The 15,140-nt window shown below is 64.9% G+C and carries 19 protein-coding genes; 10 read left to right on the forward strand and 9 right to left on the reverse strand.

The annotated features are described in order from the left end of the window. Nucleotides 1–10 precede the first annotated feature (10 nt). On the reverse strand, nt 11–814 hold the full coding sequence (locus C8C95_RS17245; RefSeq protein WP_116749376.1) for a ferritin-like domain-containing protein: 804 nt from the start codon (nt 812–814) through the stop codon (nt 11–13). A gap of 113 nt (nt 815–927) precedes the next feature. Between C8C95_RS17245 and C8C95_RS17250 the strand changes: the two genes are divergently transcribed. The 3 genes from C8C95_RS17250 to C8C95_RS17260 all read left to right on the forward strand — a co-directional run bounded on the left by C8C95_RS17250 (nt 928) and on the right by C8C95_RS17260 (nt 3,164). Continuing rightward, the gene (locus tag C8C95_RS17250; protein ID WP_056061680.1) at nt 928–1,452 is read left to right on the forward strand and encodes a gamma carbonic anhydrase family protein; all 525 of its coding nucleotides are present in this window, start codon (nt 928–930) and stop codon (nt 1,450–1,452) included. Nucleotides 1,453–1,502: 50 nt separating this feature from the next. Continuing rightward, the gene (locus C8C95_RS17255; RefSeq protein ID WP_116749377.1) at nt 1,503–2,495 is read left to right on the forward strand and encodes an Hsp33 family molecular chaperone HslO; all 993 of its coding nucleotides are present in this window, start codon (nt 1,503–1,505) and stop codon (nt 2,493–2,495) included. 198 nt (nt 2,496–2,693) lie between these two features. Next, on the forward strand, nt 2,694–3,164 hold the full coding sequence (locus C8C95_RS17260; RefSeq protein ID WP_116749378.1) for a CZB domain-containing protein: 471 nt from the start codon (nt 2,694–2,696) through the stop codon (nt 3,162–3,164). Here C8C95_RS17260 and C8C95_RS17265 read toward each other — a convergent pair. From C8C95_RS17265 to C8C95_RS17290, 6 genes are all read right to left on the reverse strand, one after another. Next, a complete protein-coding gene (locus C8C95_RS17265; protein ID WP_133246245.1) occupies nt 3,145–3,726 on the reverse strand; it encodes a hypothetical protein in 582 nt (193 codons plus the stop codon). The genes C8C95_RS17260 and C8C95_RS17265 overlap by 20 nt on opposite strands. Before the next feature lie 66 nt (nt 3,727–3,792). Further along, nucleotides 3,793–4,071 carry a septum formation initiator family protein gene (locus C8C95_RS17270; protein ID WP_116749380.1) on the reverse strand — a complete coding sequence of 93 codons (279 nt, stop codon included), beginning with the start codon at nt 4,069–4,071 and terminating at the stop codon, nt 3,793–3,795. Nucleotides 4,072–4,105: 34 nt separating this feature from the next. Beyond that, nucleotides 4,106–5,392: a phosphopyruvate hydratase gene (gene eno / locus C8C95_RS17275; RefSeq protein WP_056061696.1), complete on the reverse strand. Its 1,287-nt coding sequence runs from the start codon at nt 5,390–5,392 to the stop codon at nt 4,106–4,108. Between the two features lie 99 nt (nt 5,393–5,491). Next, nucleotides 5,492–5,782: a DUF1330 domain-containing protein gene (locus tag C8C95_RS17280; RefSeq protein WP_056061699.1), complete on the reverse strand. Its 291-nt coding sequence runs from the start codon at nt 5,780–5,782 to the stop codon at nt 5,492–5,494. 3 nt (nt 5,783–5,785) lie between these two features. Then, nucleotides 5,786–6,643 carry a 3-deoxy-8-phosphooctulonate synthase gene (gene kdsA / locus C8C95_RS17285; protein ID WP_116749381.1) on the reverse strand — a complete coding sequence of 286 codons (858 nt, stop codon included), beginning with the start codon at nt 6,641–6,643 and terminating at the stop codon, nt 5,786–5,788. 12 nt (nt 6,644–6,655) lie between these two features. Continuing rightward, complete coding sequence (locus C8C95_RS17290; protein ID WP_056743420.1) at nt 6,656–8,314, reverse strand: CTP synthase; 1,659 nt, start codon at nt 8,312–8,314, stop codon at nt 6,656–6,658. A gap of 91 nt (nt 8,315–8,405) precedes the next feature. Here C8C95_RS17290 and coaBC point away from each other — a divergent pair, with 91 nt between their 5' ends. The 4 genes from coaBC (at nt 8,406) to C8C95_RS17310 (ending at nt 11,310) form a co-directional block, all read left to right on the forward strand. Further along, a complete protein-coding gene (coaBC, locus tag C8C95_RS17295) occupies nt 8,406–9,629 on the forward strand; it encodes a bifunctional phosphopantothenoylcysteine decarboxylase/phosphopantothenate--cysteine ligase CoaBC (RefSeq protein ID WP_116749382.1) in 1,224 nt (407 codons plus the stop codon). A 24-nt stretch (nt 9,630–9,653) separates the two neighbouring features. After that, the gene (locus tag C8C95_RS23875; protein WP_225580916.1) at nt 9,654–10,154 is read left to right on the forward strand and encodes a hypothetical protein; all 501 of its coding nucleotides are present in this window, start codon (nt 9,654–9,656) and stop codon (nt 10,152–10,154) included. Continuing rightward, complete coding sequence (gene dut, locus C8C95_RS17305; RefSeq protein ID WP_116749383.1) at nt 10,151–10,597, forward strand: dUTP diphosphatase; 447 nt, start codon at nt 10,151–10,153, stop codon at nt 10,595–10,597. The genes C8C95_RS23875 and dut overlap by 4 nt, the downstream gene beginning before the upstream one ends. A gap of 212 nt (nt 10,598–10,809) precedes the next feature. Then, on the forward strand, nt 10,810–11,310 hold the full coding sequence (locus C8C95_RS17310; protein WP_056061711.1) for a glycine zipper 2TM domain-containing protein: 501 nt from the start codon (nt 10,810–10,812) through the stop codon (nt 11,308–11,310). Nucleotides 11,311–11,380: 70 nt separating this feature from the next. Here the strand turns inward: C8C95_RS17310 and C8C95_RS17315 are convergent, their stop codons facing one another. Beyond that, nucleotides 11,381–11,905 carry a peptidylprolyl isomerase gene (locus C8C95_RS17315; protein WP_056061714.1) on the reverse strand — a complete coding sequence of 175 codons (525 nt, stop codon included), beginning with the start codon at nt 11,903–11,905 and terminating at the stop codon, nt 11,381–11,383. A gap of 54 nt (nt 11,906–11,959) precedes the next feature. On the opposite strand from C8C95_RS17315, the gene C8C95_RS17320 reads away from it, so the two are divergent. The 3 genes from C8C95_RS17320 to C8C95_RS17330 all read left to right on the forward strand — a co-directional run bounded on the left by C8C95_RS17320 (nt 11,960) and on the right by C8C95_RS17330 (nt 14,152). Further along, nucleotides 11,960–13,084 carry a cupin domain-containing protein gene (locus C8C95_RS17320; RefSeq protein WP_116749384.1) on the forward strand — a complete coding sequence of 375 codons (1,125 nt, stop codon included), beginning with the start codon at nt 11,960–11,962 and terminating at the stop codon, nt 13,082–13,084. Between the two features lie 19 nt (nt 13,085–13,103). Next, on the forward strand, nt 13,104–13,625 hold the full coding sequence (locus C8C95_RS17325) for a hypothetical protein (protein ID WP_099729772.1): 522 nt from the start codon (nt 13,104–13,106) through the stop codon (nt 13,623–13,625). Between the two features lie 251 nt (nt 13,626–13,876). Beyond that, nucleotides 13,877–14,152, forward strand: coding sequence for a hypothetical protein (locus C8C95_RS17330; protein ID WP_082522412.1), 276 nt, complete (start codon nt 13,877–13,879; stop codon nt 14,150–14,152). A gap of 123 nt (nt 14,153–14,275) precedes the next feature. Here C8C95_RS17330 and C8C95_RS17335 read toward each other — a convergent pair whose 3' ends face one another. Then, on the reverse strand, nt 14,276–15,058 hold the full coding sequence (locus C8C95_RS17335; RefSeq protein WP_116750337.1) for an MBL fold metallo-hydrolase: 783 nt from the start codon (nt 15,056–15,058) through the stop codon (nt 14,276–14,278). Nucleotides 15,059–15,140: the final 82 nt, after the last annotated feature.

Here is a 15,140-nt window from a genome sequence, read left to right on the forward strand (position 1 = left end):
GGCTTGGTGATTAGGCCTGCTGCAGCCAGCGCAGCTCGGCGTCGCTGAAACCGGCGCTGCGTCGCGCCGACTCATTGAACGGCGGCTTCAGGCGGGGGGCTTCGTACCGCTGCACCAGCGTGCCGTAGAGGGTTTCCGGGTCCTGGCCCGCGCGCTCGCACAGCCAGCGGTACCAGTGGTTGCCGATGGCGACATGCCCCACCTCGTCATGCAGGATCACGTCCAGGATGGCAACGGCGGCCAGGGCGTCGGGCGTGCCCACCTGGCGCAGCTTGGCCTGGATCTGCGGCGTGGCGTCGAGCCCCCGGGCTTCCAGCGTGCGAGGCACCAGGGCCATGCGGGCCAGCACGTCGTGCCGGGTTTTCTCGCACATGGTCCACAGCCCTTGGTGGGCCGGGAAGTCCCCATAGTCGTGGCCCTGGCTGCGCAGGTGGTTGCGCAGCAGCCTGAAGTGCTTGGCCTCTTCGGCCGCCACGCGCATCCAGTCCAGGTAGTAGTCGCGCGGCATGCCATCAAAGCGCCACACGGCGTCCAGCGCCAGGTTGATGGCGTTGAACTCGATGTGGGCGATGGCGTGGATGAGGATGGCCCGGCCCTCGGGGGTGGCGGGCGAGCGGCGGGCCACCTGGGTGTGGCGCAGCAGTTCGGGGCGCTCGGGACGGCCGGGCAGGGCGTCCGGGTCGGTGGGGGCCGCAGGGGCAGTATCTGCTATCGAAAGCGTAGCTGCTTGGGCATACAGGTCTAGCGCTGCAGCCGCTTTTTGTTCGGGGTCTGCCAGGCACAAGACCTGCAGTGCACGGTGGCGAAGCTCCATCCTTACAATTCTAGGCCTTGCCATCGGCACCAAGGCTTGCGCTTTGTAACGATTGGCGACCTCTCAGGGCGCGCCATGGCGTGCCGCTTCTTTTGTTTCAGCGGAGTGGGTGCATGGCAATTTACGAACTCGACGGTGTGGCTCCCCAAGTGGCGGCGTCGGCCTGGGTGGCCGACAGCGCGCAGGTGATGGGCAATGTGGTGCTGGGTGAAGACGCCAGCGTGTGGTTTGGCACCGTGGTGCGCGGCGACACCGAGAGCATCACCATCGGCGCTGGCTCCAACATCCAGGACGCGAGCGTGCTGCACGCCGACATCGGCAAGCCCCTGGTGGTGGGCGAGCGGGTGACGGTGGGCCACCAGGTCATGCTGCACGGCTGCACCATCGGCGACGAATCGCTGATCGGCATTGGCGCTGTGGTGCTCAACGGCGCCAAGATCGGCAAGAACTGCCTGGTGGGCGCGGGTGCGCTGGTCACCGAGGGCAAGGAGTTCCCCGATGGCTCCATGATCATCGGCAGCCCGGCCAAGGCCGTGCGTGAACTCACCCCTGAGCAGATCGAAGGCCTGCGCCAGAGCGCCCAGCACTACATCGACAATGCGCGCCGCTTCCAACACGGCCTGCACAAGATCGGCTGAACGCCGCCCACTGGCGCTCTCTGCTGCTTTTTTTCTCCTGGAATCCCTGCGTGTCTGAACTCCACAAGTTTCTTTTCGATGGTCTGCCCGTGCGCGGCATGATCGTGCGCCTTACCGATGCCTGGACCGAGATCCTGAAACGCCGGGCGGGCAACACCGCCACCGGCGCCTACCCCGCGCCCGTGAGCGAGCTGCTGGGCGAGATGGCCGCCGCCGGTGTGCTGATGCAGTCCAACATCAAGTTCAACGGTGCGCTGGTGCTGCAGGTGTTTGGGGACGGCCCCGTCAAGCTGGCCGTGGCCGAGGTGCAGTCGGACCTGAGCCTGCGCGCCACCGCCACCGTGAATGGCGAGGTGTCATCGGACGCGAAGCTGAGCCAGATGGTCAATGTGGGCGGCGGTGGCCGCTGCGCCATCACCCTGGACCCCAAGGACCGCCACCCCGGTCAGCAGCCCTACCAGGGCGTGGTGCCTCTGCACGGCGACCACCACGAAAAGCTGGAGCGTCTGTCGGACGTGCTGCAGCATTACATGCTGCAGTCCGAGCAGCTCGACACCATTCTGGTGCTCGGCGCCAACGACCAGGTGGCGGCAGGCCTCTTGATCCAGCGCATGCCCATCAAGGGCGAGGGCAACCTGGCCGCGGGCCTCTCGCACCGCGAGAACGAAGACCAGATCGGCCACAACGAGGACTACAACCGCATCGCCCACCTGGCTGCCAGCCTGACCCGCGAAGAACTGCTGACGCTGGACGTGGACACCATCCTGCGCCGCCTGTTCTGGGAAGAAAAGTTGCTGCGCTTTGAACCCCAGCAGGGCGCCAGCGGCCCGCGTTTTGCATGCACCTGCAGCCGCGAGCGCGTGAGCAACATGCTGCGCAACCTGGGCGCTGAAGAGGCCGAGAGCATCCTCGCCGAGCGCGACGACATCGAAGTGGGTTGTGAGTTCTGCGGCCAGCAGTACCGGTTTGATGCCGTGGATGCTGCGCAGATTTTTGTCTCGCCCGCCGCTGCTCAGCCCCCGGGGCCCACAGGCATCCAGTAGCCGTCTGCAGCCTCCATCGGGCGCGGTGGTCGGCTGACCATCGTTGACAATCGCTCCCGCCATCCCCGCCTAAGATTCCTGGGTCACCCTGCAGCAGCGCTTGCCGCTGCGAGGGGCCGGCGCACAAGGTCCGATCGCAAGGCCTGTGTGCGTTCAAGCGATCACATCCGGTCGCGCAGGAAATGAACGAGGGGTGTCATGCAGTTTCTTCGCCGTGTTCTGGGGGGCCACCGGGCCAGCCCGGCTACGCCTCCGCTGGCGCTGTACGACAGCGCGGCGGCACCCGACTCGCGGCGTGCCGATACCCTGCTCGCCGCGCTGGACATCGACGCCGCCATCAATGCCCACGAGCGCTGGAAAAACCGCCTGATGGACTACCTGGAGGGCCGCACCTCCGCCGGGCTGGACCCGGCGCTGGTGCGCCGCGCTGACCACAGTGCGCTGGGCCGCTGGTTGCACGGCGTAGGCGGCGAGCTGCTGGGCGACCAGCCGGCCTATCCGCTGCTGGTGGCGCGCTACCAATACTTTCATGAGCAGGCGGCCACCCTGGTGGAACTGGCCCAGCAGGGCGAATGGGACCGGGCTGTGCAGGTGCTCAACGGTGGTTACCGCTATGGTTCCAGCCAGGTGGTGTTGCTTCTCAAGGAACTCAAGCGCGGTCTGGCGTGATGGCTTGCGGCGGTGTCGTATCCCGCTGCTCCACGAGCGCCGTGAACAGTCGATGCTCACAAGCCGGGTCGCTGCACTTTTCGCAGTTCCAGGCGCGCAGCCGGGCTGCTCTGGCGGTATTTTCAGTGTCCCATGCGGCTTTTGCGCTAGTGGAATATGCCTGTGATGCTATATTTTGTATAGCAATAAGCGCATTGCGAGTGCGCTGCTCACCCGTTCCGTACACCACGCGGTAGGGTATCGCCGCAGCCGCCAGGGCCGCACGCAGCCGGGTATCGCAGGCCTCCTGCGCAGTCCGTTCCTCGGCAGGACAGGGCTGATCGAGTCCCATCAGCAGGGTCAATGCCACCGCGCCGGAGTCTGCCTGCGGCGTGGGCGCGGGCGCGGTGTGGGCCAGGTGCGGGTGGTGCAGGGCGATATGTACCGTGCCAGGAGTGATCTGCTGCTGCAGCGCCTGTGCCAACGCCTCCACGCCCGTGTAGGGCGCGCCCAGCAGGGCAATCAAGGGAGTGGGGGGAGAGGACTGCCGCACGGGGATGAATGAAGCGCAGGCCTTGGTCAAGGGCTGCGTTGTGGGTGTGGACGGTGCGGGGTGGTCCAAGGCGGCTGAGTGACCCCGCACGGCAGGTCAGCGGGGTGTGAACTGCACGTACACCTCGTTGGGCTTGACCATGCCCAGCTCGCTGCGCGCCTTTTCTTCCACCATATCGAGGCCTTCCTTGAGGTCGTGCACCTCCGAGGTCAGCCGCGCATTCGCCTGGCGGGCCTGTTCGTTGGCCGCCTTCTGCACATCAATCTGCCGCTGCATCGCATTGACACGCGGCACGCTGCCCCGCCCCAGCCAGAGCTGGGCGTGCAGCGCTGCCAGCAAGGCCAGCAGGACGACGGGGACGATGCGGGAGACCAATGGAGGGCTCGCTCAGGCGAGGGCTGCCAGGGGCTCAGCGCAGGTTGTAGAACGCAGCGCGGCCAGGGTACTGCGCGATCTCGCCCAGATCTTCCTCAATGCGCAGCAGCTGGTTGTACTTGGCGATGCGGTCCGAGCGCGACAGCGAGCCGGTCTTGATCTGGCCTGCATTGGTGCCCACGGCGATGTCGGCGATGGTGCTGTCTTCGGTCTCGCCCGAGCGGTGCGAGATCACGGCGGTGTAGCCGGCGCGCTTGGCCATCTCGATGGCAGCGAAGGTCTCGGTCAGCGTGCCGATCTGGTTGATCTTGATCAGGATCGAGTTGGCAATGCGCTTGTCGATGCCTTCCTTCAGGATCTTGGTGTTGGTCACGAACAGGTCGTCACCCACCAGCTGCACCTTGTCGCCCAGGCGTTCGGTCAGATGCTTCCAGCCGTCCCAGTCGCCTTCGTGCATGCCGTCTTCGATGCTGATGATCGGGTACTTGTCCACCCAGGCCGCCAGCATGTCCGTCCACTGCTGGGCGGTGAGCTTGAGGCCGCCTTCGCCTTCCAGCACATAGTGGCCGTCCTTGTAGAACTCGCTCGCAGCGCAGTCCAGGCCCAGGGCGATCTGATCGCCCGCCGTGTAGCCCGCAGCTTCAATGGCTTGCAGGATCAGGCGGATGGCTGCTTCGTGGTTTTCAACGCTGGGGGCAAAGCCGCCTTCGTCGCCCACGGCGGTGCTGATGCCCTTGTCGTGCAGGATCTTCTTGAGCGCGTGGAACACTTCGGCGCCCCAGCGCACGGCTTCGCGGAACGTGGGCGCGCCCACCGGGATGATCATGAACTCCTGCAGGTCCAGGCTGTTGTTGGCGTGTGCGCCGCCGTTGATCACGTTCATCATGGGCACGGGCAGTTGCACGCTGCCCATGCCGCCCAGGTAGCGGTACAGGGGCAGGCCAGACTCTTCGGCGGCGGCGCGGGCCACGGCCATGGACACGGCCAGCATGGCGTTGGCGCCCAGGCGGCTCTTGTTCTCGGTGCCATCGAGGTCGATCAGGGTCTTGTCCAGGAAGGCCTGCTCGGAGGCATCCAGGCCCAGCACGGCTTCGCTGATCTCGGTGTTGATGTATTCCACGGCCTTGAGCACGCCCTTGCCCAGGTAGCGGCCCTTGTCGCCGTCGCGCATTTCAATGGCTTCACGGCTGCCGGTGGAGGCACCCGACGGCACGGCGGCCCGGCCCATCACGCCCGATTCGAGCAACACGTCGCATTCGACGGTGGGGTTGCCGCGGCTGTCCAGAATCTCGCGACCGACGATGTCAACGATGGCACTCATGGTTTTCCTTTTGCAGAAGTTTTAAATCAAATCAGTCTCTAGCGCCTTCTGTATAAGCGCTAGCAGCTATTAATTGGTGAGCGATTTGGGTGTGTGCGCTCAGACGCCTTCGACACACACCATGCGCATGACGGCGGCGCCTTCGCGGGCGGCCTTGGCTTTCTGGTACTCGGGCGTGTCGTAGAAGGCGCGAGCGGCTTCAAAGCTCGGGAACTTGAGGATCACGGTACGACCGGGGTTCCAGTCGCCCTCCAGAACTTCGACCTTGCCGCCACGCACGCAGACTTCAGCGCCGTGGGCTTGCATGGCCAGGGTGCTCCACTTGCGGTACTCGTCGTACTGCGTGGGGTTGGTGACGGTGACGGATGCGATGACGTAACCACTGCTCATGTCTCAAGCTCCAAAGTTGTTTTCGAGGAATCCGTTTTTCTTGGTGACATCGTCCAGGGCCACCAAGGTCTCCAGCAGCGCCTTCATGTGCTTGAGCGGTACGGCGTTGGGGCCGTCCGACCAGGCCTCGGCGGGGCGGGGGTGGGTCTCCATGAACAGGCCCGCCACGCCCACAGCCACGCCGGCACGCGCCAGCACGGGCACCATGTCGCGCGCACCACCGCTCACGGCGCCCAGGCCGCCGGGCTTTTGCACCGAGTGGGTCACGTCAAACACCACGGGTGCGCCGGAGTTGCGCATCTCGGCCAGGCTGGTCATGTCAGCGACGAGGTTGTTGTAGCCAAAGCTCACGCCGCGCTCGCAGGCCAGAAACCGGTCTTCCGACAGGCCGACTTCGGCCGCTGCAGACCGGGCCTTGTCGATGACGTTCTTCATGTCCCAGGGCGCCAGGAACTGGCCCTTCTTGATGTTCACCGGCTTGCCGCTTTGCGCCACGGCGCGGATGAAGTCCGTCTGGCGGCACAGGAAGGCAGGCGTCTGCAGCACATCGACCACGCTGGCCACCTCGGCCACGTGCGAGGTGTCGTGCACGTCGGTCAGGATGGGCAGCTGCAGCTGGCGGCGCACTTCGTCGAGGATCTTCAGCCCGGCGTCGATGCCCACGCCACGCTTGCTGGTGCCGGAGGAGCGGTTGGCCTTGTCGAACGAGCCTTTGTAGATCAGCGGAATGCCCAGCGGCGCGCAGGCTTCCTTGAGCTGGCCTGCGACATCGAGCGACATCTCCAGGCCTTCAATGGAACAGGTGCCTGCGATCAGCAAGAAGCGCTGGTCCAGGCCAACGTTGAATCCGCACAGCTGCATGGTTGAGTCCCCTTATGCTTTTTTTGCGGCTTGCTGGTGTTCCACGGCCGCCTTGATGAAGGCATTGAACAGCGGGTGGCCGTTCCACGGAGTGGACTTGAACTCGGGGTGGAACTGCACGCCGATGAACCAGGGGTGCACGGTTTGCGGCAGCTCCACGATTTCGGTGAGTTCTTCACGCTGGGTCAGCGCCGAGATCACCAGGCCCGCCTTGCGCAACTGGTCCAGGTAGTTCACGTTGGCTTCGTAGCGGTGGCGGTGGCGCTCGGTCACCACATCGCCGTAGATGCTGTGGGCCAGCGTGTCCTTGGCCACGTCCGAGCTTTGCGCACCCAGGCGCATGGTGCCGCCCAGATCGGAGTTTTCGTCGCGTTTCTTGATGGTGCCGTCCGCGTCCTTCCACTCGGTGATCAGGGCGATCACGGGGTGGGGCGTGGTGGGGTCGAACTCGGTGCTGTTGGCGTGGGCGAGGCCCGCCACGTGGCGCGCGTATTCAATGGTGGCCACCTGCATCCCCAGGCAGATGCCCAGGTAGGGCACCTTGCGCTCGCGGGCAAACTGGGCCGTGGCGATCTTGCCTTCCACACCACGCTGGCCGAAGCCGCCGGGCACCAGAATGGCGTCGTATTTGGCGAGCTTGGCGGCTGCATCGGCGCTGTCGATGGTCTCGGAATCGACATGGTCGATCTTCACGCGCACATGGTTGCGCATGCCGGCGTGGCGCAGGGCTTCGTTGACCGACTTGTAGCTGTCCGACAGGTCCACATACTTGCCCACCATGGCGATGGTGACTTCGCCCTGGGGGTGTTCGGTCTCATGCACCAGATCGTCCCAGCGCTTGAGGCTGGTGGGCGGGGTGTTCAGGCGCAGCTTGTCGCAGATCAGGCCATCGAGGCCCTGCTCGTGCAGCATGCGCGGCACCTTGTAGATGGTGTCCACGTCCCACATGCTGATCACGCCCCATTCGGGCACGTTGGTGAACAGCGAGATCTTGGCGCGCTCTTCCTCAGGAATACGGCGGTCGGCGCGGCACAGCAGGGCGTCGGCCTGGATGCCGATTTCGCGCAGCTTTTGCACCGTGTGCTGGGTGGGCTTGGTCTTGAGCTCGCCCGCTGCCGCGATCCAGGGCAGGTAGGTCAGGTGCACGAAGGCCGCGTTGTTGGGTCCCATGCGCAGGCTCATCTGGCGCACGGCTTCGAGGAACGGCAGCGATTCGATGTCGCCCACGGTGCCGCCGATCTCGACGATGGCCACATCCACGGCATCGGGCGTGCCAATGCCGGCGCCGCGCTTGATGAATTCCTGGATTTCGTTGGTGACATGGGGAATGACCTGCACGGTCTTGCCCAGGTAGTCGCCACGGCGTTCCTTCTCCAGCACGGACTGATAAATCTTGCCCGTCGTGAAGTTATTGGTTTTCTTCATGCGCGTTTCGATGAAACGCTCATAGTGGCCCAGATCCAGGTCGGTTTCTGCGCCGTCATCGGTCACGAACACTTCGCCGTGCTGGAACGGCGACATGGTGCCCGGGTCTACGTTGATGTAGGGGTCAAGCTTGATGAGGGTGACTTTGAGTCCCCGCGATTCGAGGATCGCGGCAAGGGAGGCTGAGGCGATTCCCTTACCGAGGGAAGACACCACACCGCCGGTGACGAAGACAAATTTGGTCATGTCTTTTTTGGTGGTGGGAAATTGGGATTATAGATGGCACCCCGGCGACACCCCCGAGGGCAGGGTCACCCCCGTCTGCTAAATTCGCGCCATGAATGAGCTTGCTGGCAAACACATTGTTCTGGGTCTGAGTGGGGGCGTGGCTTGCTACAAGGCGGCCGACCTGTGCCGCCAGCTCATCAAGGAGGGCGCCACCGTGCAGGTGGTGATGACCGAGGCGGCAGAGCAGTTCATCACCCCGGTCACCATGCAGGCGCTGTCTGGCCGCACGGTGTACGGCTCGCAATGGGATGCGCGCGAGCCCAACAACATGCCCCACATCAACCTGAGTCGCGAGGCGGATGCGATCCTGATCGCGCCTTGCAGTGCGGACTTCATTGCGCGCCTGGTGCAGGGCAGGGCGGACGAGTTGCTCAGCCTGCTGTGCCTGGCGCGTCCCGCCCAGCGCGTGCCCCTGTTGCTGGCCCCTGCGATGAACCGCGAAATGTGGGCGCACCAGGCCACGCAGCGCAATCTGGCCCAGGTGGCGCAGGACGGTGCAGTGGTGCTGGGTGTGGGTAATGGTGACCAGGCCTGTGGCGAGACGGGTGACGGCCGCATGCTGGAGCCGCTGGAGCTGCTGGACGAGCTGATCGCTTTTTTTACGCCCAAGACCCTTGTGGGCCGGTCGGTACTCGTCACGGCGGGGCCCACGTTTGAAGCCATTGACCCGGTGCGTGGCATCACCAACCTGTCGAGCGGAAAGATGGGCTTTGCTGTGGCCCGGGCGGCGCGCGAGGCGGGTGCCGATGTCACCCTGGTCGCAGGGCCGGTGCATGTGCCCACGCCACGCGGCGTGCGGCGTGTCAATGTGCAGTCCGCCCAGGAGATGCTGGCGGCCGTGGAGCGGCATGTCCAGGCCGCCTCGGTGTTTGTTGCCACGGCCGCAGTGGCCGACTGGCGCCCTGCCCACCAGTCCGACCAAAAGATCAAGAAAGACGGCTCGGGCCAGTCCCCGTCGCTGGAGTTCGTCGAGAACCCCGACATTCTGGCCACCGTGGCCCGGTCGCCGCATGCGCTGGAAGGGGATCTTTTCTGCGTGGGTTTTGCCGCCGAAAGCCATGACCTGCTGGCCCATGCCACAGCCAAAAGGACGCGCAAGGGCGTCCCCTTGCTGGTGGGCAATATTGGCCCCGCTACCTTTGGGCAGGACGACAACGCCCTGCTGCTGGTGGACGCGCAGGGCCACCGCGAGTTACCCCGCGCGTCCAAGCGTGTGCTGGCGCAGCAGCTTATCGCTGAGATCGCCGCGCGTTTGCCACCTTTGCGTTCTTGACGGCCACCACCGTGGGGAGGTGTGATGACAACTGGTGCCACCAAGCCTGATTGGGACACGCCACCCGATGGCGACTTTGCGGCTTATGTGGAACGGCTGACAGCCCAGGCGCCTTTGCAAAAGGCCCGAGCGGCACAGGCAAGTGCTGCCGCTACCAACGGTGCCGTTCAGTCATCCAAGGCCAGTGCGCCAGCGACTTCCCTGCCTCAGGTCCTGCCGCCCGATGTGCTGCAGCTGATGCAGCCGCTGGCGGGCGTACTGCGCACGGTGCGATCGGTGTTGCTGGTAATGATGGTGTTGCATGGCATTGCGCTGTTCCTGCTTGGTCGGGGCTCGCTGCCAGGCCTGGTGGTCATGGGGGCGGTGTGGTGGGGACTGGGTTGGCTGATGCAATCGGCCGCACAGGCTGGGGGTGCGCAGGCCCCGGGTGGGCGTGCAGGGATGGAATCGTTGCAGGATCGCCTGCGACAAATGGCGCAGCAGCGCAGTGGCACAGGAATAGGAACAGGAAAGAAAAAACCGTGAAGATAGATGTGAAGATTCTCGATCCGCGCATGGCGGACCAATTGCCCACCTACGCCACACCCGGTAGCGCTGGGCTGGACCTGCGTGCCTGCCTGGATGCGCCGCTGACCCTGCAGCCCAACGCCTGGCAACTGGTGCCTACGGGCATTGCGATCTATCTGCAAGACCCGGGCTATGCCGCGCTGATCTTGCCGCGCTCGGGCCTGGGGCACAAACATGGCATCGTGCTTGGCAATCTGGTGGGGTTGATCGACAGTGACTACCAAGGGCAGCTCATGGTGAGCGCCTGGAACCGCAGCAATGTGGCGTTTACGCTGGAGCCCATGGAGCGGCTGGCCCAATTGGTGATTGTTCCGGTGGTGCAGGCCCGGTTCAACGTCGTCACCGAGTTTGCGGCCACGCAGCGGGGTGAGGGGGGCTACGGATCCACAGGCAAGTCCTGAGGTGGACCGCTCGGGGCTCCAAGCGCGTGATGGGTGAGTGGCCGGGTTGTAAGACCCCGCTTACGTTTCGATGGGTCTGTTACCGACATGGCGATGGCCCCTTGTCTACGCCGCGGCATCCTCAGGCGTTGTTCCAATCGGTACATGGGCATTGAGCTCTGGGTCGTCGGAGATTTTTCAGTGCCTGCCCCAACAACTTCTGGAGATTGAACATGCAATTCACCCGTCCCCTCGCCCTCGTGGGCACCGTGGTTCTGGCTGCTTCGCTGGCTGCTTGCGGCCACAGCCGCCCGGCACCTGCTCCGCAATACTCCGGCGGTTATTCGAGTGGCTACCAGACGGCTCCTGCCTATCCGCAGAATCAGGCAGGCACCGAATATGGTCGCGTGTCCAACATCGAGGTCCTGCAGGGCCGCAGCCAGGGCCAGACCACCGGCACTGGTGCCGTTCTGGGCGCGGTGGTGGGCGGCGTTCTGGGCAACCAGGTGGGCAAGGGCACGGGTCGTGCTGCAGCCACCGCTGTAGGCGTGTTGGGTGGCGCGGTGGCTGGCAACGCCATCGAGGGGCGCAACAACCAGGAATATGTGCAGGGATACCGGTTGTCCGTGCAGCTGGACCAGGGGGGGTATCGCGTGTATGACGTGAGCAGCCCGGGTGACCTGCGCATCGGCGATCGCGTGCGTCTGTACAACGGTCAGATTTCGCGCATGTGACCTGACGCACTGCCCTCACAAACGGGCGCTCCGAGTTTCCTCGGGGCGCCCGTTGTGCTTTTGGTAGGACTTAGTGCAGCAACGAGCTGCCTGGCGCCTGGGGCTGGACGCGGAAGAAGCCGGTTCCGGCCGTGCCACGTCCGATTTCTTCTTCGGTGGCTTCGCGCACGGCCTGCACCGTCAGTTGCAGGCGCAGTGCAATGCCCGCCAGCGGGTGGTTACCGTCGAGCACGATATGTTCAGGATAGATCTCGGCCACGGTGTAGAGGGCCGTGCGGGGGGCGTCGGGGTTGCAGCCCTCGGGCAGGGCCATGCCGTCAAACGTCATGCCTTCTTCGATCTCGGCGGGGAAGAGGGCGCGGGGCTCCAGAAACAGCAATTGGTCATTGAAGTCACCGAAAGCGTCCTCGGGTTCGAGGTGCAGTGCCAGCGTGGCACCAGGGCCGTGGCCTTGCAGGGCCTCTTCGATACGGGGCAGGAGATCATCACCGCCCACCAGAAACTCCACGGGCTCGTCGAGTACGTCGAGTTCTTCGCCCAGGGTGTCTTTCAGGGTCCAGGTCAGTGCGACCACACATTGTTGGGTAATTTCCATAGGAGAATTGTCGCAGTTTGACCAACGGCCCCGCAAAAGGGCAACACTTTCCCCATGGACATTCAGCAACCCTTGGCCCTGTTCGGCGGCCTCACTCCCGCGCAATTCATGCGCCGCCACTGGCAGAAGAAGCCCTTGCTGGTGCGCCAAGCCGTCCCGCAGTTTGCGCCGCCGGTGCTGCGGGCCGAGCTGTTTGCGCTGGCCGGGCAGGAGGGGGTGGAGTCCCGCCTGGTGCAACAGATCAAAGGCGCCTGGAAGCTGCGCCACGGGCCCTTCAACCGCCGTGCGCTGCCTGCGTTGCAGCAGCCCGACTGGACGCTGCTCGTACAGGGCGTCGATCTGCACAACGACGCGGTGCACGCGCTGATGCAGCAGTTTCGTTTTGTGCCCGAGGCGCGGCTGGACGATCTCATGATCAGCTACGCCAGCAACGGCGGTGGCGTAGGGCCCCATTTCGACAGTTATGACGTCTTTTTGCTGCAGGCGCACGGCAAGCGGCGCTGGCGCATCGGGCGCCAAAAGGATCTGTCGCTGCGCGACGGCATTCCCTTGAAGGTGCTGGCCCAGTTCGAACCCGAGGAGGAGTTTGTGCTGGAGCCGGGTGACATGCTGTACCTGCCCCCGCGTTATGCCCACGACGGGATTGCCGAAGGCGAGTGCATGACCTACTCCATCGGTTTTCGCGCACCGGCCCGCGCCGAGCTGGCGCAAGAGCTGCTGGTGCGTCTGGCGGAAGATGCCGGGGAGGATGACCACCCGTTGCTGTACCGTGATGCCGGACAAGACGCTGTGGCGCAGCCGGCGCACATTCCTGCCGGGCTGCAGGACTTTGCGCGTGAGGTGCTGTCGCGCGCGCTGGCTCAGCCCCTGGTGTTGGAACGCGCGCTGGGCGAGTACCTGACCGAGCCCAAGCCCAGCGTGTGGTTTGAGCCTGGTGACCCCAAGGTGATGCTGGAAGGGGTGCGGCTGGACCGTAAGAGCCGCATGATGTACGACACACAGCACATCTTCATCAACGGCGAAAGCTACCGCGCAGCGGGGCGCGACGCCACACTGATGCGGCGCCTGGCCGATGAGCGCCAACTGTCGGCACGCGATCTGGCACGGGCCAGCGACGACGCGCTGGAGCTGCTTTCGTCGTGGTGCGATGCGGGCTGGGCCCATGCCTGGGCCGGCTGATACTGACCAGGAGCCAGTGATGACCGACACAGCAACCCCCTCCGCCGAGCCTTTGCGTGACTTGCCCAGTGGGCGATTCAGCGGACGTGAGGCGTTTCAGCAACTGGTGCGCGACGCCATTGCAACGGCGGCGCGGGACGGCTGGCACGAGATTTTTATCAGCGATGCCCACTTTCATGACTGGCCCTTGGGCGAGCGTGCGGTGGTCGAGTGTTTGCAGGACTGGGCCCGCAGCGGCCGGCGCTTCACCATGCTGGCCTGCAGCTACGACGACGTGATCCGCCGCCATGCCCGCTTTGTGCGCTGGCGCGGTACCTGGGACCACATCATCACCTGCCGCCGCAGCCCGGCCGCCGACCCGCTGGACCTGCCCAGCGCGCTGTGGTCGCCGCAATGGGTGCTGCACCGGCTCGATCCTGAGCGCTGCGTGGGGGTGACCGGCAGCGAGGCCGATCGCCGGGTGCTGCTGCACGAGACACTCAACGAATGGGTGCGCAGCAAGAGCGCACCCGGCTTTCCCTCCACCACACTGGGTCTGTAGCCTTTGCCCCACTTTGGGGAGCGCCCGTTGGCATGGCGCCACGCGGCAGTCGCGCCCGGAGGGATACTGCGCAAAGTCAAGCTGGCGTAAAGCTTTCGTCAGTGTTAGTCAGTATTGACTAAATACCAATATAATCTGCGGCTGTGCCCAAAAAGGTGCAACCAAGTGCATTGTGCCAATGCGTGCATGGGCTCAGGAAGCCTGACGCCGTGGCTTTTCAAGATTCTGTCTGTCCAAATAGGAAAATCGAAATGAAGAACTCTCTCGTTCTGGCCGCCCTGATCGCTGCTGCTGCACTCGCCGCTTGTGGCAAGAAGGAAGAACCCGCTCCAGCACCCGCTCCTGTGGAAGCTCCTGCCGCAGCACCTGCTCCCGCCGCCGAGCCAGCAGCACCTGCCGCTTCCGACGCTGCTGCTCCTGCCGCCGCTGCACCTGCTGCTGACGCTTCTGCTCCTGCCGCTGACGCTGCCAAGGCTGCTGCTGACGCTGCTGCCACCGCCGCTACCGGCGCTTCCGCAGCCAAGTAAATCGCTGCAGGCTCTGCGCTGACCTCAAGGTCGGCCTGTGCCACGGCCCCGCACCGCAAGGTCCGGGGCTTTTTTTATGCCCTTCGCCAGGGTGAGACATTTATGGACGCCCGGTCCGGGCCATCAAGGGTTGACGTCGAGCCAATCAGTGCCTTCGGTGGGGCTGGCGACCTGGATCTCCTTGTCCGCCCAACCCAGCGCGGCGGCGAGCGATTGGCGGGCGAGTGCGGGGAGGTTGTTTTGCGCACTCAGGTGCGCTGCCACTACGCACCGCAGGCCGTTGTGCTGCACCGCACGCAGAATCTCCGCCGTCGCCGGGTTGGCCAGGTGGCCGTACAGCCCGCCTACGCGGCGTTTCAGGAAGGGCGGGTAGCGGGACGCGGCCAGCATGTCGGGGTCGTGATTGGCCTCGATCAACAGGGCGTGGCATCCCTGCAGCTGCTGCAGCACATGGGGGCTGGCGTGGCCCAGGTCGGTCAGCACGCCCAGGTGTGCGGCGCCGTCGGAGCACCGCAGCTGCAGCGGCTCCCGGGCATCGTGGGGCACGGTGAAGGGGCGGGCTTCGAATGCGCCCATGTCAATCGCTTCCATGTCGTGCGCCACCCGTAGCAAGCCGTCCAAGTCTGGCGCACCGAGGGCCGCGTACGTGCCCTCACTCATCCACACGGGAATGCGAAAACGCAGCGCCACGGTCTGGGCACAGCCGATGTGGTCCGAGTGTTCGTGGGTGATGAAGAGGGCGTCCAGGTCTTCCACCTGCAACTGCGCTTGCGCCAGACGGGCTTGCAGCTGCCGGATGCCGAGCCCGCAATCGATCAGGAGGCGGCGAACCTGGCTGCCACTGCGGCCTTCGACGACCGTGGCATTGCCAGTGCTGCCGCTGCCCAGGTTCTTGAATCGAAGCATGGCGGAGCGAAAGGGTGGGTTTGTGGCGGCCCAAAAAACCAGAGCCACCGTCCACCAGAAGGCGGAGGGGGCTCCAGAGGTG

It is taken from the genome of Acidovorax sp. 99 (assembly GCF_003096455.1).
Lineage (GTDB): Bacteria > Pseudomonadota > Gammaproteobacteria > Burkholderiales > Burkholderiaceae_C > Acidovorax > Acidovorax delafieldii.